General features: G+C 71.6%; 17 protein-coding genes. 10 read left to right on the top strand and 7 right to left on the bottom strand.

Translation table 11 applies throughout. The features are described from left to right. Nucleotides 1-126: 126 nt before the first annotated feature. From J3486_RS08475 to J3486_RS08465, 3 genes are all read right to left on the bottom strand, one after another. Nucleotides 127-888, bottom strand: coding sequence for a hypothetical protein (locus J3486_RS08475; RefSeq protein WP_207819528.1), 762 nt, complete (start codon nucleotides 886-888; stop codon nucleotides 127-129). Next, nucleotides 888-2,153 carry a VWA domain-containing protein gene (locus tag J3486_RS08470; protein WP_207819527.1) on the bottom strand — a complete coding sequence of 422 codons (1,266 nt, stop codon included), beginning with the start codon at nucleotides 2,151-2,153 and terminating at the stop codon, nucleotides 888-890. The genes J3486_RS08475 and J3486_RS08470 overlap by 1 nt, the downstream gene beginning before the upstream one ends. A 95-nt stretch (nucleotides 2,154-2,248) precedes the next feature. Beyond that, nucleotides 2,249-2,869, bottom strand: a complete 621-nt coding sequence (locus tag J3486_RS08465; protein ID WP_207819526.1) for an FxLYD domain-containing protein — start codon at nucleotides 2,867-2,869, stop codon at nucleotides 2,249-2,251. 151 nt (nucleotides 2,870-3,020) lie between these two features. Between J3486_RS08465 and J3486_RS08460 the strand changes: the two genes are divergently transcribed. Together J3486_RS08460 and J3486_RS08455 are read left to right on the top strand one after the other, a co-directional pair. Beyond that, complete coding sequence (locus J3486_RS08460) at nucleotides 3,021-4,460, top strand: basic amino acid/polyamine antiporter (RefSeq protein WP_207819525.1); 1,440 nt, start codon at nucleotides 3,021-3,023, stop codon at nucleotides 4,458-4,460. A 19-nt stretch (nucleotides 4,461-4,479) separates the two neighbouring features. Continuing rightward, the gene (locus J3486_RS08455) at nucleotides 4,480-5,745 is read left to right on the top strand and encodes an arginine deiminase (protein WP_207819524.1); all 1,266 of its coding nucleotides are present in this window, start codon (nucleotides 4,480-4,482) and stop codon (nucleotides 5,743-5,745) included. Between the two features lie 239 nt (nucleotides 5,746-5,984). Here J3486_RS08455 and J3486_RS44650 read toward each other — a convergent pair whose 3' ends face one another. The 4 genes from J3486_RS44650 to J3486_RS08445 form a co-directional block, all read right to left on the bottom strand. After that, nucleotides 5,985-6,116 (bottom strand): hypothetical protein, encoded by a 132-nt coding sequence (locus J3486_RS44650; protein ID WP_267878168.1) that lies wholly within the window; start codon nucleotides 6,114-6,116, stop codon nucleotides 5,985-5,987. Nucleotides 6,117-6,949: 833 nt separating this feature from the next. Then, nucleotides 6,950-7,081, bottom strand: coding sequence for a hypothetical protein (locus J3486_RS44645; RefSeq protein ID WP_267878167.1), 132 nt, complete (start codon nucleotides 7,079-7,081; stop codon nucleotides 6,950-6,952). Nucleotides 7,082-7,468: 387 nt separating this feature from the next. Further along, complete coding sequence (locus J3486_RS08450) at nucleotides 7,469-7,681, bottom strand: hypothetical protein (RefSeq protein WP_207819523.1); 213 nt, start codon at nucleotides 7,679-7,681, stop codon at nucleotides 7,469-7,471. 6 nt (nucleotides 7,682-7,687) lie between these two features. After that, a complete protein-coding gene (locus J3486_RS08445) occupies nucleotides 7,688-8,635 on the bottom strand; it encodes a LysR substrate-binding domain-containing protein (protein ID WP_207819522.1) in 948 nt (315 codons plus the stop codon). 257 nt (nucleotides 8,636-8,892) lie between these two features. Between J3486_RS08445 and J3486_RS08440 the strand changes: the two genes are divergently transcribed. Genes J3486_RS08440 through kynU form a run of 8 tightly spaced genes read left to right on the top strand, consistent with a single transcriptional unit; the run spans nucleotide 8,893 to nucleotide 15,659 of the window. Continuing rightward, complete coding sequence (locus J3486_RS08440) at nucleotides 8,893-10,320, top strand: 2-hydroxymuconic semialdehyde dehydrogenase (RefSeq protein WP_207819521.1); 1,428 nt, start codon at nucleotides 8,893-8,895, stop codon at nucleotides 10,318-10,320. Continuing rightward, nucleotides 10,317-11,174, top strand: coding sequence for a 2-keto-4-pentenoate hydratase (locus J3486_RS08435; protein WP_374194701.1), 858 nt, complete (start codon nucleotides 10,317-10,319; stop codon nucleotides 11,172-11,174). Before J3486_RS08440 ends, J3486_RS08435 begins: the two co-directional genes overlap by 4 nt. Then, complete coding sequence (locus J3486_RS08430; protein WP_207819520.1) at nucleotides 11,171-11,950, top strand: 2-keto-4-pentenoate hydratase; 780 nt, start codon at nucleotides 11,171-11,173, stop codon at nucleotides 11,948-11,950. Before J3486_RS08435 ends, J3486_RS08430 begins: the two co-directional genes overlap by 4 nt. Then, nucleotides 11,947-12,375 (top strand): RidA family protein, encoded by a 429-nt coding sequence (locus tag J3486_RS08425; protein ID WP_207819519.1) that lies wholly within the window; start codon nucleotides 11,947-11,949, stop codon nucleotides 12,373-12,375. The genes J3486_RS08430 and J3486_RS08425 overlap by 4 nt, the downstream gene beginning before the upstream one ends. Then, nucleotides 12,372-12,941, top strand: coding sequence for a 3-hydroxyanthranilate 3,4-dioxygenase (locus tag J3486_RS08420; protein ID WP_207819518.1), 570 nt, complete (start codon nucleotides 12,372-12,374; stop codon nucleotides 12,939-12,941). The genes J3486_RS08425 and J3486_RS08420 overlap by 4 nt, the downstream gene beginning before the upstream one ends. Continuing rightward, the gene (locus J3486_RS08415) at nucleotides 12,938-13,960 is read left to right on the top strand and encodes an amidohydrolase family protein (protein WP_207819517.1); all 1,023 of its coding nucleotides are present in this window, start codon (nucleotides 12,938-12,940) and stop codon (nucleotides 13,958-13,960) included. The genes J3486_RS08420 and J3486_RS08415 overlap by 4 nt, the downstream gene beginning before the upstream one ends. Then, nucleotides 13,957-14,430 (top strand): hypothetical protein, encoded by a 474-nt coding sequence (locus J3486_RS08410; protein ID WP_207819516.1) that lies wholly within the window; start codon nucleotides 13,957-13,959, stop codon nucleotides 14,428-14,430. Before J3486_RS08415 ends, J3486_RS08410 begins: the two co-directional genes overlap by 4 nt. Continuing rightward, a complete protein-coding gene (gene kynU, locus J3486_RS08405; RefSeq protein WP_207819515.1) occupies nucleotides 14,424-15,659 on the top strand; it encodes a kynureninase in 1,236 nt (411 codons plus the stop codon). Before J3486_RS08410 ends, kynU begins: the two co-directional genes overlap by 7 nt. Nucleotides 15,660-15,862 lie beyond the last annotated feature (203 nt).

Below are 15,862 nucleotides of genomic sequence, written 5' to 3'. Positions count from 1 at the left end.
CGAGATGCGCACCTTCGGTGCGGCATCTCATGTTGGAAGGCTGCGCGCAGCGCACGCCTTCGGGGGCGCGGGGGAACCGCGCGAGCGGCCACGGCGGCGCCGCACCCGCTGCTCAACCCGTCACGCCTACGGCGCCGTGGCGGGCCGCCCCGAGCCCCGCGTCAGGGCGTACCCCCCGATGCCGGCCAGAGCCGCGAGCACCGCTCCGGCCCCCGTCCACAGCCACCGGCTCGTCCACCAGCCGGAGGACCAGCCGTCGGCCGGGGCCGCCTTCTCGGCGGAGGCGGTCGTGCCCGGGACCAGCGGAGCGGCCAGCGTGCCGTCGACCGCCGCCGCGCCGCCGATGTCCTTCGAGTGGGCCTCGACCGAGGCCTTCACGGGCTGCCCCAGATCGGCCGAGGCGAGCGAGGTCACCGTGAGCCGGACGTAGTACGTGCCGGGCAGCGGGTCGTTCGCCCACGCCTCCGACCAGGCGCGCACGGTGCGCAGCGTGCAGGCGAGCGTCACGCGGGCCGACTCGGTCCCGGCGCTGCGCGCCTGCATGCCGTACTGGCAGGACTGGCGGCGCCGCAGTCCGTCGAACACGTCGATGCGCCAGGTCTGCGCGCCGTGCCGGGCCTGCGCGTCGGGAAGCTCGACGGTGGCCCGCACGGTCGGGCGCTGACCGGCGTCGGCCGGGAACGACCAGTACAGGTAGTCACCCGTCGACGCACTCGCCGTCGCCTTCTGGTCCTGCTGCATCTGCGCCGCCGTACGGAACGACGTGCCCGCCTCCGTGGGGGCCTGCTGCGCGGTGGAGTCGTCGTCCGCGGCGACCGGCCCGGCCAGGGCGAGCAGCGCGGTGGCGGCGCCCAGCAGGGCGCCCGTCAACAGCCTTGTACGTCGCATCAGTTCGTCCTCCAGACGGCGACACGCCAGCGCGAGAGCCAGCCCCAGATCACACCCGCGAGGAAGCCGAGCACGACCAGAGCGGCCAGCAGCCACCAGCCGTGGCCCAGCCCGAACGCGGCCACGTCCGACGCCTGGTCGGGGCCGTCCACCAGGTCGACCGTCAGCTCGACGGGCAGGCCGGGCGTCGTCTTCACCGATGCGGGCGCGGAGTAGGAGTGGGAGACCTGGAGGCATACCGTCTCGGTCTGCGCCTCGTCGTCGGACTGCTCGGGCTTGGGGTAGCGCAGGCCCGTCGAGATGGCGTCGGTGCGCCCGTCGCCGGACTCCTGGCCGCGGACGATCTCCCGGCCATGCGTGGTGACCGCGCGCAGCAGCACCCCGTAGTCCTGGTTGACGGCCCGGTCGGCCGCGACGCTCACCGAGGCGCGCAGCTCCTGGCCCGGCTCGACGTCGACGCGGTAGAAGCGGTGCTCGCCGAACTTCTCACGGTCCGTGTACAGGCCCGCCTTGAGCTGCGGCGCGTCCGCGCACTGCGCGGCGCCGTTCACGGCCACCGGCGTGACCACCGGGTCGGCCGCCCGGTCGACCAGCTGGCCGACCTTGTCCGAGAGCTGGTCCTTGTGGCGCACGGCGGTGTACGTGCCGCCCGTGGCGTCCGCGATGCAGGACAGCTGCTCGCGGGTCTTGGCGTCGGCGACCAGGCCGAGCGTGTCGATGGTCAGGCCGATGCCCTTGGCGGCGATCTCGCGCGCCACCTCGCACGGGTCGAGCGGCTGACAGGTGTCCTCGCCGTCGCTGATGAGGACGATGCGCTTGGTGCCCTCGCCGGAGGCGAAGTCGTCGGCGGCCTTGAGCAGGGCGGGGCCGATCGGGGTCCAGCCGGTGGGCTGGAGCGTGGCGACGGCCGTCTTCGCGTCGGTGCGGTCCAACGGACCCACGGGGTAGAGCTGTTCGGTGTCCTTGCAGCCCGTCTTGCGGTCGTTGCCCGGGTAGTTGGCCCCGAGCGTCCTTATCCCGAGTTCCACCTCTTCGGGTGTCGCGTCGAGCACCTCGTTGAACGCCTGCTTCGCCGCGGCCATCCGGGAGCCGCCGTCGATGTCACGGGCCCGCATGGATCCGCTGACGTCCAGGACGAGTTCGACCTGCGGCGCGGGTTTCTGGTCGGTCTCGTCGGCGTACGCCCCGGTGGGCGACAGGCCGCCGACGGCGAGGACGGCGAGCAGGGCGCACAGGCCCGCCGCCAGCCGTTGTCTGATGATCATCGGCGGATCTTATGGACCGGAGCGGCCCGGGACCAAAACGGCCCTCGGTCCTGACCGGGCGTCAAGTGGACGCCGGCGCCCTGCCGTCCGCCGTGTCAGTACCGCTGGGCCTTCGCGATCTTCGCGGTGAGGTGCGGCTCCGGCGGCTTCGTGCTGATGGCGAGCGGCTGCGCCTTCTCGCCCGGGTCGAGGTCCTTGGCGCCGACGACCGTGGTCTCCACCACCTTGCCGTCCGAGTCGCTGAAGTCGACCTGGACCGCGTACGAGGCCTTCTGGTCGGTCTTGTTGGTGATGTTGACCACCAGGGCCCGTACGTTGTCGGTCTGCGCCAGGGGCTTTCCGGTCAGGGACACGCTGTCCATGGCGTTGCCCTGCCCGTCCGCCTTGTCGAGTTCGCGCGTGAACTCCTGCCGGTTGCGCTCCACGTCCGCGGAGACCGACGCCTCGAAGTCGTGCGCGCGCTGCGAGGCCGACTCGGCCGCGGCCGACGCCGACTCCTTGACCTCCGCCTTCTTCGACGCGGCGCTGGAGGCCAGCGCCGAGGGCGGCTCGCCGGAGAAGTTCGAGGAGTCCGGGGCGGTGGGCGTCGGGCTCGCGCTCGCGCCCGTGCTGTCGTTGCTCCCGGTGCTGCAGGCCGTGAGCGTCAGCGCGCCCGTTGCCGCGCACACCGCGAGAGCGACGGCCGCGCGGCGGGCGGCGGCCTTGCGTGCGGTCATTGGTCGTTCCCTTCGGCAGGTACGTGATCTGCCCATGCTGCACAGAAGGGGGGATATCCGGCCATTCCATCGAGGCGGCCGCGGCACCTCTCCTCGCAGCCGAGGCAAGAAAAGGTGCATATTGCCGTAAACCATGAGAAGACTGGCCATTATGGAGCAGTCAGCCCAGACCACGCCACGGGCCGCCAAGCTGACCCTGTTCACGCTGACCACCATGGTTGTCGGCTCGATGGTCGGCGCGGGCGTCTTCTCGCTGCCGCGCCGGTTCGCCGCCGAGACCGGGGTCGCGGGGGCGCTCATCGCCTGGGTGGTCGCGGGCGCGGGCATGCTCATGCTGGCGTTCGTCTTCCAGCGCCTGGCCCTGCGCAGGCCCGACCTCGACGCCGGTGTGTACGCGTACGCCAAGGCCGGCTTCGGCGAGTACCTCGGCTTCTTCTCCGCCTTCGGCTACTGGGCCAGCGCCTGCGTCGGCAACGTCACGTACTGGGTGCTGATCATGTCCACCGTGGGCGCGATCGCCCCGGCGCTCGGCGACGGCGACACGTTCCTCGCGATCGTGCTCTCCTCGGCGGGCCTGTGGGCGTTCTTCCTGCTGATCCGGCGCGGGGTCAAGGAGGCCGCGACCATCAACCGGATCGTCACGGTCGCCAAGGTCGTCCCGATCGTCGTCTTCGTCATCCTGGCCCTGTTCTTCTTCAAGCCGCACGTCTTCGCCGAGAACTGGGGCGGCGCCGACTACGCGGGCTCGCTGTTCGACCAGGTCCGCGGCACCATGCTCGCCACCGTCTTCGTCTTCCTCGGCGTCGAGGGCGCCAGCGTCTACTCGCGGCACGCCAAGCGGCGCGAGGACGTCGGCCGGGCCACGATCCTGGGTTTCCTCAGCGTCTTCGCGATCTTCGCCTCGGTCACGATCGTCTCGTACGGGATCATGCCGATGAGCGAGATCGCCGAGCTGCGCCAGCCGTCGATGGCCGGGGTCCTGGAGGAGGCCGTCGGCACCTGGGGCCAGGTCTTCGTCAGCGTCGGCCTGATCGTCTCGGTGCTCGGCGCCTATCTGGCCTGGACCCTGATGGCCGCCGAGGTGCTCTTCGTCGCCGCCAAGGACGAGGACATGCCGCGCTTCCTGGGCCGCGCGACCTCCGAGGACGTGCCGGTGCCCGCGCTGCTGATGACGACGGCGCTCTCCCAGATCGTCCTCGTCATCACGATGTTCTCGGACGACGCCTTCAACTTCGCGCTGGACCTCACCAGTTCCCTGACGCTGATCCCGTTCCTGCTGGCCGCCGGCTTCGCCCTGAAGATCGCGGTGCGGCCCGACGCCCGTACCGTCGGCGGCACCGGCTTCTCCGGCGACCTGGTGGTGGCGGCGCTCGCCACGGTCTACACGGCGTTCCTGCTGTACGCGGCCGGGCTCAAGTTCGTCCTCGTCTCGTTCATCTTCTACGCCCCGGCCACGATCCTCTTCGTGATGGCCCGCCGTGAGCAGGGCAGACGCCTCTTCTCGCCCCGCGAACTGATCATCCTGGCCGTCTCCGTCATCGGCGCCGTGCTCGGTGTCGTCGCCCTGGCGGTCGGCTGGATCAGCCTGTGACTCCCTGGAAAGGCACACCGTGAACGACCTCGACACGACCCCCGCTTCCGCGTCCTACGGCGTCCACTCCGAGGTGGGCCGGCTGCGCAAGGTCCTCGTGTGCGCGCCGGGGCTCGCCCACCGCAGGCTCACCCCGACCAACTCGGACGACCTGCTCTTCGACGACGTGATGTGGGTGGAGAACGCCCAGCGCGACCACGCGGACTTCGTCAACAAACTGACCCAGCGCGGCGTCGAGGTCGTGGAACTGCACGACCTGCTGGCCCAGACGATGGCGATCCCCGGGGCCAGGAGCTGGCTCCTGGACCGCAAGATCGTGGCGAACCAGGTCGGCGTCGGCCTGATCGACGACACCCGCGCGTTCCTGGAGAGCATGGAACCGCGGCAGCTCGCCGAGTACCTGATCGGCGGCCTCGCCACCACCGACCTGCCGGACGACTTCCGCTCGCCGTACGTGGCGCTCGCCCGTGAGTCGACCGGCGTACGCGAGTACTTGATGCCGCCGCTGCCCAACACCCTCTACACCCGCGACACCACGTGCTGGCTCTACGGCGGCCTCACCCTCAACCCGCTGTACTGGCCGGCCCGGCACGACGAGACCCTGTTGATGAAGGCGATCTACCGGTTCCACCCGGACTTCGTCGGCTCGACCGTCTGGTGGGGCGACCCCGAGAAGGAGTGGGCGCAGGCCACCTTCGAGGGCGGCGACATCATGCCCGTCGGCAACGGCGTGGTCCTGATGGGCATGAGCGAGCGCACCTCGCGGCAGGCCATCACCCAGGTGGCCACCGCCCTGTTCGAGCGAGGCGCCGCCGAGCGCGTCATCGTCGCCGGGATGCCCCGGCTGCGCTCGGCGATGCACCTCGACACCGTCTTCACCTTCGCCGACCGCGACGTCGTCACGCTCTACCCGAAGATCATGGACTCGGTGCACACGTTCACGCTGCGGCCCAGCGGCAAGGCGCCCGGCCTGGACATCACCGACGAGGGCTCGACCCCGTTCGTCGACGTCGTGGCCAAGGCGCTCGGCCTCAGCGGGCTCCGGGTCATCGAGACCGGCGGCGACGTCTACGAGTCGGAGCGCCAGCAGTGGGACAGCGGCAACAACGCCGTCGCCCTCGAACCGGGCGTCGTCTTCACCTACGACCGCAACACCCAGACCAACACGCTGCTGCGCAAGGCCGGCATCGAGGTGATCACCATCGTCGGCGCCGAACTGGGCCGCGGGCGGGGCGGCGGCCACTGCATGACCTGCCCCATCGTCCGTGACCCGGTCGACTTCTGACCGGCGCGGGGCGCGCGGTTACCATGGCCCTTTCGTGCCGGAGCAGGAAACAGCAGGTGGCGAGGGGCGGCGGGCTCCCCGGGGAGTCCCGCTGCTCATGGGTGCCTTTCGGCTCTGTACGGCAGTACGGGCGGTCGAACGGTCTCGTTGGCGGGGTGGGCGCGCGGACCACTACGAGGCGGCATAGGCCCGCAACGTGGAAAGGCCGCCCGGTGCGAAACCGGACGGCCTTTCCACGATCACTCCTCCTCGTTCGCCTCCGTGTCGTGCTCCAGCCACTGGGACGGGATGGAGCCGAGGTCGCACTCGTCGATCTCGTCGACAAGCGAACCGAACACAGGCCTAAGGAGTACGCGGAAGAACGTGCGCATGAGGCGTGATCCCTCGCTCGCCCTCGCCTCGCTGACCTAGTTCAGCGGGCTACGGGAGCCGGCCTATTCGGGCCGGCGGAAGCCGTCGAGTGCCCCTGCCGCGCCTGCGGAGCGGCACCGGGGAAGACATGCGGCCGTCCGGCTCACAACGCATGGAGATCATTTCCGCCTCGATCTGTCGAAGGCACCTGCCCGGCGAGGTTCGCGAGCAGCTCCCCGTCCTCATACTCGACGACGTACACGAGCTGACGGGCACGCGCTCGGGGCTTCCGGTTCAGACGGCCGCATGAGAACCCTGTGACGAAGCGCTCGTTCGGCCGCAATGCGATCGACAACTGCATCCACGACCTCAGGCCGGTCCAGCTGGCCAGCGATCAACTCGGGTGACATGGAGCCGGCTTGATTCGGGATGGCGCGCGCCCCGATGGCATTGCGGTATTCCGCTGCTGTGACCTTTGGCTTTCCCTCTGCGGCTGCTGCCTCGACCATCGTTCTGAGGGTGTCCCACCGCTGATGGTCGGGTTTGCCTGACGCTGAGTGGTCGCGGGCTGCCTCCCTGAGCACCGAGTACGAGACCTTGACCTCCCCACATACGCAGTCGCGCATGGACGGGCCGAGCCATTCCGCCAGGACATGCAGTCGCGGGCAAAAGCGCCCGACACCCCGAGGTTGACGACGCGACGTCGGGTACGGCAAAGAGTGCGTTCACGGGCTATGTGATAGCAGCACGTGCGAGCGGCACGCAGGGTAGATCCCCCCCCCAAGGGGTGACGATCGCGTGTGTGTGCCAACAGCAAGGCCGCCCCCGCGTGAACTGCGCACTGAAGGCGGTGTCATGCCGCGGCGAGTCCGCCCGTCGTCCAGGTCCGCCCGCATCCCACGCACCGTGCGACGGGCGGCCGCCCGTACAGGTCGTCGAGTTGGTTGCTGGCCAGGCCGTCGAGCGGGATGCGGTCGGTGGTCATGACGCGCTCCTCAGGGGGCACTGGGAAGTCCTTCGGGTCGTCGAGCGGGGAGGACTGACGATGTTGTCGGGGCTGGTCGAGGCGCAGCGTGATCGTCCGGAGATGCCGGTGTGGGGCGAGGTGATCCTCGTCATGGTGTGGGCGATTGCTGGAGCCTGGGTCCTCTGGCAGCTTCGCAAGCGGCGTCGGCGGGGTGATTGACGGTCCGGTCATGCGGCCCTGCTCCGCTACGACGTCGCAGGGGGAGCAGGGTGTGCCGGTAGCGGGACAGCCAGGTGTCGGCGTCGTTCTATCTCCTTCGGGGCGGGCCCGCCGAATATGGGCGAACTGCGGTACGCCTCCTTCCCGCCCATCCGCCCCCTCGACACCGCGGGCAGCGGCGCCGAACTAGGAACCGTTCCCGGATTTGCTCCTGCCCGTTCGCCGCATCGAGGTACAGGATCTTGACGGGGACCTGCGCCCCACCCACTCCTGCGGGAACAGGCTCTTGCCGGCCTTGCCGTCGCCGACGAGGGTGATCCGCTGGCCGGGGCCCATGAGCTTGCCGGGCAGGAGCTGGATCTCGCCGAGGTCGGTGGCGAAGGAGGTGCCCCGCCGCACCGGGGCTCAGGATTCGCCGACCCCGCGCCCCAACGTCCCGCGCAGCCGCGCCGCCTCCTCGTCCAGGTGACGCAGCAGGGCCTGGAGCGCGGGGGTGCGGGTGCGATGGGCCGCCTCCGTCGTGCCCACCGTGCGTCCTACCGACGGCAGTTCCACCGGTAGTGTCGCCAGACGCTCGTCGTCGCGCAGTACCAGCTCAGGGAGCAGCGCGACCATGTCCGTCTGGAGCAGCAGGGCTCGCATCGTCAGGATCGAGGTGCACTCCACCCGGTCCGCCGGGAGCGCCAGGTCCCGCTCGACGAACAGGACGCCCAACTCCTGGCGCAGCGCCGTCTGTTCGACCGGAAGGATCCAGGGGTACGTCAGTGCCCCGGTCAGGGACGCGGCCGGATCTGCGAGCAGTGGGTGGCCCGCCCGTACCGCGAGCATGATGCGCTCTCTGTAGAGCATCCGCTGGTGCAGTCGCTCGGCCTCTTTGGGCGCGGGGCCGACCCGGCCCACGATCACGTCCAACTCGCCTGCCAACAGGGCCGGGTGGAGCACGTCGAGAGTCCCCTCGCGGACCACCACCGTCAGGCGCGGGCGCTCGGACTTGAGCCGGGCCACCGCGCGCGGCAGCAGCACGTTGGCCCCGGCCAGCAGTGTGCCCACGGTGACCGTGCCCTCGTGGCCCCGGCGCAACCCCTCCAGATGCTCGCCCGCCGAGCGGACTTCGGTGATGACCGCCCGCGCGTGCCCGGCCAGCGCCTCCCCGTACACCGTCGGGCGCATCCCGCGCGGCTCGCGCACGAACAGCGGCAGGTCCGCGATGGCCTCCAACTCCCGCAGCGTGCGCGTGGCGGCGGGCTGCGTCAGGTGCAGCGACTCCGCAGCCCTGGCCACACCGCCGTGCTGGACGATCGCCACCAGCAGTGTCAGGTGCCGGAACTTCAGCCGGCCGTCCAGGAGGTTCACCGCGAGCATCCCTTCCGGTGCGCGGACGCGGACGCCTTCGCCTTCGCCTTCGTTGCGATCGTGTGGATGTCCCGTGAACGGGGTCCGACCGCGCCCCGACCCTGCCATACCCGGATCGCTATGGGAACCACGCCAACCGGCATTGGTTCGGCATGCCCGAGTCGGCGCATGATGCCTGCACGATCCGGGGCTGAAGAACCGAGAACGGAACCGGTGACGGAACCGAACGCCCCGGCCTGGCAAGGGAGGTCTGCAAGGTGAGCACACCTGTGCGGCATTACGTGGGAGGCGACTTCGACGCCTCCGGCGATCCGTTCCCGCTCGTCGACCCGGTTCGCGGGCGCATTGTCGCAGAGATACCCGCGGCCTCCGCCGCACTGGTCGACCGCGCCGTGAACGCGGCCCGGGACGCGCTGCGCGGACCGTGGGGAGCGTGGAGCCCGGCCGACCGATCCCGGGTGCTGCACCGTATCGCCGACGGCATCGAGCGCCGTTTCGAGGAGTTCGTCGCGGCCGAGTGCGCCGACACGGGCAAGCCGCGCGAGCTGGCCGCCACCGTCGACATCCCGCGCGCAGTCGCCAACTTCCGTTTCTACGCGGACCTGTTGGCGGGCCGCGGCGAGCAGTCCTGGCACACCGCATCCCCGGACGGGCGCGGCGCGCTCAACTACACCGTGCACAAGCCGCTCGGCGTGGTCGCCGTCATCTCGCCCTGGAACCTGCCGCTGCTGCTGCTCACGTGGAAGGTCGCGCCCGCCCTCGCCACCGGCAACACGGTCGTCGCCAAGCCCTCCGAGCTGACTCCGAGCACCGCCTGCCTGCTCGCCGAGGTGACCGCCGAAGCGGGGCTGCCCGACGGTGTGTTCAACCTCGTGCACGGCGAGGGCGGCGACGCGGCAGGACAGTGGCTCACCCAGCACCCGGGTGTCGACGCGATCGCCTTCACCGGCGAGTCCGGCACCGGCACCACGATCATGCGCGCCGCCGCGGCCCGCCTGGCCCCCGTCTCCTTCGAACTGGGCGGCAAGAACGCCGGGTTGGTCTTCGCCGACGCCGACCTGGACGAGGCGGTCGCCGGCACGCTCCGCTCGGCCTTCACACACAGTGGCCAGGTCTGCTTGTGCACCGAGCGGTTGTACGTGGAGCGGCGGGTGTTCGACGAGTTCGCAGCCCGGGTGGCGACCGAGGTCCGCGCGCTCGACGGCTACGGGCCGATGATCTCCGCGGCCCACCGCGACAAGGTCCTTGGCTACCTCGCCAAGGCCGCCGTCGACGGCGAGATCCTCGCGGGGGGCGGCGTGCCGCACTTCGGCGACGAACGCGACCAGGGCTTCTTCGTGGAGCCGACCGTGCTGGCCGGGCTGCCCGAGGACCACCCGGCGGTACGGGAGGAGATCTTCGGCCCGGTCGTGCACCTGGCCCCCTTCGACACAGAGGAGGAGGCCCTCGCGCTCGCCAACGCGGGCCCGTACGGCCTGGCCGCCACCGTGTGGACCCGCGACCTCGCCCGCGCCCACCGCGTCGCGCCCGCCTTGGAGGTGGGCATCGCCTGGGTCAACACCTGGAACCTGCGCGACCTGCGCACCCCGTTCGGCGGCGTGAAGGCGTCCGGCATCGGTCGCGAGGGCGGCGACCACTCGCTCGACTTCTTCTCCGAGCCGATGAATGTGTGCGTGAAGCTGTGAGGACGACGACCGCGAACACTCCCGCGACGACGACCGCGAACACCCCCGCCACGGGTGCCGTGGGGACCGCGGCCCAGCGCCTCGACGAGGCCCGCCGCACCGGCGTGCCCTGTCCTCCCGTCCGCGACGTCTTGTCCGCGGGCGACCTCGATGCCGCGTACGCCGTGCAGGCCCTGCTCACCGAGCGCCGCCTGGCCGAGGGCCGTCGCGTCACCGGCTGGAAGATCGGCCTGACCTCGGCCGCCGTACAGGCCCAACTCGGCGTCAAAACACCGGACTTCGGCGTACTTCTCGACGACACCGCGATCCCCGACGGTGCCGATCTGCCCTGGGGCACGGTCCTGCAGCCCAAGGCCGAGGCCGAGGTCGCGCTCGTCCTGGAGCGCGACCTGGAGCACGAGCGGCACACCGTCGCCGATGTCATCCGGGCCACCGCGTTCGCGCTGCCTGCCATCGAGGTCGTCGGCAGCCGCATCCGCGACTGGGACATCACAGCGGTTGACACCATCGCCGACAACGCATCCAGCGGCGCCTACGTCCTCGGCAACCGGCCCGTACCGCTCGGGCGCCTCGACCTGCGCACCGCCGGGATGCTCCTGGAGCGGCGCGGCGAACCCCTCTCCACCGGCACGGGCGCCGCCTGCCTCGGCCACCCGCTGCACGCCGCCGTCTGGCTCGCCGACACGCTCGCGCGTCTCGGGCACCCGCTGCGGGCCGGAGACACCGTGCTGACCGGCGCCCTCGGCCCCATGACCGCCGTCGCCCCCGGTGACGTGCTCGAAGCCCGTATCGAGGGACTCGGCTCGGTCCGCGCGGCCTTCGGCACCGACACGGACCAGGAGCCCGCCCGATGAGCGACACCGCCCTCGGCCTCGACACCATCGCCGAGCGCCTCGACGCCGCCGCCCTCGATGCCCACACCCTGCCCGGCGGCACCACCGGACTGACCGGCACCGAGGACGCGTACGCCGTTCAACGGGCCCTGGTCGCGCGCAGGGTGGCCCGCGGGGAGCGGATCACCGGCTTCAAGCTCGGCTTCACCAGTACCGCCAAGATGCGGCAGATGGGCGTCTCGGACCTGATCCACGGCCGCATCACCGACGCGATGGAGATCGCCGACGGCGGACGGTACGACGCGTCCGGGCTGATCCATCCGCGTGTGGAGCCCGAAGTCGCCTTCCTGCTCGGCGCGGTGCTGCGCCCCGGCGGCGACCCGGCAGCCGCGGTCGCCGCCGTCGCGCCCGCCCTGGAGGTCATCGACTCCCGCTACGACGGCTTCGTGTTCTCGCTGCCCGAGGTCGTCGCGGACAACACCTCCGCGGCCGGGTACGCCGTCGGCCCCTGGAGCACCCCCGTCGACCTGGCCAACCTCGGCGTCCTGCTCGAACTCGACGGCCGCCTCGCGCAGTGCGGGTCCACCGCCGCGATCCTGGGCCACCCGCTGCGCGCCCTGGCCGCCGCCGCCCGGCTCGCCGGGGAGCTGCCCGCGGGGACGGTGGTGCTGGCGGGCGCGGCCACCGCCGCCGTGCCCCTGGCGCCGGGCACCCACGTCCGCGCCACCGTCGCTGGCCTGGGCACCGTGTCCTTCACCACCGAGAAGGCTGCTGCCGACGAGGACGTGACCGCATGATCGTCCCCGGCGCCGCGAAGCCCCGCGGCCGTTTTCCCCACCTGCGCCGCGCGGGCGACCTCGTGTACGTCTCCGGTACCAGTTCCCGCCGGCCCGACGGCACCTTCGCCGGAGCGGACGCCGACCCGATGGGCGTCACCGACCTCGACATCCGCGCCCAGACCCGCGCGGTCGTCGAGAACATCGGCAGCCTCCTCGGAGCCGTCGGTGGCGGACTCGACGATCTGGTGTCCGTCACCACGTACCTCGCGAACATGAACGACTTCGGGGGCTACAACGAGGTCTACGCCGAGTACTTCGACGAGACGGGCCCCGCCCGCACCACCGTCGCCGTCCACCAACTCCCGCACCCCCACCTGCTGATCGAGATCAGCGCAGTCGCCCACCTGCCGATCAGCGGCACGAACCAGGAGCAGCCCGCATGACCATGCCCCCGTTCAACCTCCACGCCTGGATCGAGGAGCACCGCCACCTGCTCAAGCCGCCCGTCGGCAACGTGCAGATCTGGCAGGACGCCGACCTGATGGTGACGATCGTGGGCGGCCCCAACCGGCGCACCGACTTCCACGACGACCCGATCGAGGAGTTCTTCTACCAGCTCAAGGGCGACATGGTGCTGCGCGTCATGGACGAGGACGGCAAGCCGCCGCGCGACGTCCACATCAGCGAGGGCGACGTCTTCCTGCTCCCGCCGCACGTGCGCCACTCGCCGCAGCGCCCCGAGGAGGGCAGCATCGGCATGGTCGTCGAGTTCGCCCGCCCGCAGGGCCAGGTCGACGCCTTCGAGTGGTACTGCATGGACTGCCACCACCTGGTGCACCGCAGCGAGGTGCAACTCACCTCGATCGTCGACGACCTGCCGCCCGTCTTCCAGGCCTTCTACGGTGACGAGTCGGCCCGAACCTGCGAGAACTGCGGCGCCGTGCACCCCGGAAGGGAGTGGCCCGAGGCGCTGCGCCCGCGGACCCGCAGGGACGGGGCCGGCGCATGACGGTCGTCGACACCCACGCGCACGTCTTCCCCGAGATCAGCCGCGCCGAGTCCAGACTCCTGACCGGCGACGACGAGGGCCCCTGGCTGCGCACCGGCGACGGGCCCGACACCGGGATGATGATGGCCGGGGCCCACGAGTACCGGCCGGTGCACCGCACCCTGTGGGACCCGCAGGCCCGCGTCGCCGACCTGGACCGGCTCGGCGTGGACGTGCAGGTGCTCTCCAGCACGCCGCTCATGTTCGGCTACGGCCTGGAGCCGGAGCGGGCCGCCGACTGGTGCCGCATGGTCAACTCCCGCATCCTGCACTACAGTTCCTACGCCCCCGACCGGCTCGCCCCGCTGTGCCAGGTGCCGCTCCAGGACACCGAGGCGGCCTGCGCGATGGTCTCCGAGGCGGTACGCCAGGGCTTTCGCGGCGTGCACATCGGCAACCACCTCGGCGACCGCGACCTCGACCATGGCGCGCTGCTCGAACTCCTCACGCACTGCGCCGCGGAGGACGCCGCCGTCCTGGTCCACCCGTGGGACCTGCCCTCCGGGCCGCGCTACTCCCGCTACATGCTCGGCTGGCTGGCCGGCATGGCCGCCGAGACGCACCTGACGATCCTCGCGCTCATCCTGTCCGGCGCGTTCGAGCGACTGCCCGCCTCGCTGCGGCTTGCGTTCGCGCACGGCGGCGGCAGCTTCCCGTACCTCCTCGGCCGCGCCGACAACGCCTGGCACCGGCGCGACCTGGTGCGCGCCGACAGCCCCGAGCCCCCGTCCGCGTACACCGGGCGCTTCTCGGTGGACTCGGCCGTCTTCGACCCGGGGGCGCTGCGCCTGCTCGTGGACGTGATGGGCGCGGAGCGCGTGCTGCTCGGCTCCGACCACCCCTTCCCGCTCGGCGAGGAGGAGATCGGCAGCCTGGTGCGCGGCAGCGCGCTCACCGACGAAGAGAAGACCGCCGTGCTCGGCGGCAACGCCGTCCGCTTCTTCGGCCTGCAGCACCTCGTGAAGGAGGGCGCCCGATGAAGGCCGCCGTCATCGGTTCCGGCGACATCGGCACCGACCTGCTCATCAGGATCACCCGAGGGTCAGGGGCGGTCACAGCCGCCGCGATGATCGGCATCGACCCCGATTCCGTGGGCCTGGCCCGCGCCCGCCGCCTGCCCGTCCCCACCAGGGCCGTCGGCGCCCAGGGCCTCATCGCCATGGACGGCTTCGCGGACGTCGACGTCGTCTTCGACGCCACCGCCCACCACGCCACCGCCGCCGCCCTCGCCCCGCACGGCAAGACGCTCATCGACCTGACCCCGGCCGCCATCGGCCCCTACGCCGTCCCGCCCGTCAACCTCGACGAGCACCTGGGCGCCAGAGACGTCAACGTGGTCACCTGCGGCGGCCAGAAGGACCTGCTCACCGACATCGCGCTCGGCCTGGGACAGGGCACCGCCCCCGACGGCACCACCCCTTCGTGCAGCGAGGAAGTCCCCGCATGCTGAACCAGCACGCCGCAGCACTCGACGCCCACGACCCGCTCGCGCACGTCCGCGACCGCTTCACCCTGCCCAAGGGCGTCACCTACCTCGACGGCAACTCCCTGGGCGCCCTGCCCACCGCCGTACCCGCCGCGGTCGAGGACGCCGTCCACCGTCAGTGGGGCACCGACCTCATCCGCTCCTGGAACGGCAACGGCTGGTGGGAGGCACCCGTCCGCACCGGCGACGCCGTCGGCCGCCTCGTCGGCGCCGCCCCGGGACAGGTCGTCGCGGGCGACTCCACGAGCGTCCAGCTCTTCAACACGCTCCTCGCCGCCGCCCGGCTGCGCCCCGGCCGCCGCCTGCTGCTCACCGACCCGGACCACTTCCCGACCGACCAGTACATCGCCGACTCCGTCGGTCGCCTCCTCGGCCTGGAGGTCCGCCGCGTCCCCGCCCGCGAGGTCGCCGCCGTCCTGGCCACCGAAGGCGAGCAGGTCGCCGTCGCCGCGTACGCCCCCGTCGACTACCGCACCGGCGAGCTGTACGACATGGCCGCACTGACCGCCGCCGCGCACGCAGCGGGCGCCCTCGCGCACTGGGACCTGTGCCACGCGGCCGGCGCGCTGCCCGTCCAACTCGACGCGATCGAGGCCGACTTCGCGGTGGGCTGCGGCTACAAGTACCTCTCCGGCGGCCCCGGCGCCCCGGCCTTCGCCTACATAGCCCACCGCCACCAGCAGGACTTCGACCACCCGCTCACCGGCTGGCACGGGCACACCGCGCCGTTCTCCATGTCCGGCACCTACACACCCGCGCCCGACATCACCCGCGCCCGCATCGGCACCCCGCCGCTGCTCTCCCTGGTCGCCCTGGAGGCCGCCCTCACCGCGTACGAGGGCGTGGACATGGCCGACGTACGCACCAAGAGCCTGTCCCTGACCCGCTTCTTCCAGAAGTGCGCGGACACGCTCCTGGACGGGCACGGCTTCACCATGGCCACGCCGCGCGAGGACGAGCGCCGCGGCAGCCAGGTCTCCCTGCGCCACCCGGAGGCGTACCCGCTGGTCGCCGCACTCACCGCGCGCGGCGTCATCGGCGACATGCGCGCCCCCGACCTGCTCCGCTTCGGCTTCAACGCGCTGTACCTCACGCACGCCGACGTGCTGCACGCCGTCGAGGAACTGCACGACATCGTCGTGTCGAAGGCGCACCACGCGCCCGAGTTCCAGGCCCGCCCCACGGTCACCTGACGCACCCGGGCTCCCGGTCCGACGGGATCTTCGGCCGGTCCGGGCTCCGCCGGACCGGCGTCCCGTCATACGTCCGCGCGCGGCCGTCCCCTGCGCGCGTACGGCACAGCATCAACTGGCACACCCCGCCTGGCCTTTCCCGCCGCCCGTCCGGAACACCCCGTCGCACGTCCCTCTCCGTCGTCGAGACCCCTAGGACTCCC

It is taken from the genome of Streptomyces sp. VRA16 Mangrove soil (assembly GCF_017377775.1).
In the GTDB taxonomy this organism is placed as follows: Bacteria; Actinomycetota; Actinomycetes; order Streptomycetales; family Streptomycetaceae; genus Streptomyces.
Note: the sequence above shows the minus strand (reverse complement) of the source record. Positions and strands in the feature narration are given on the sequence as shown.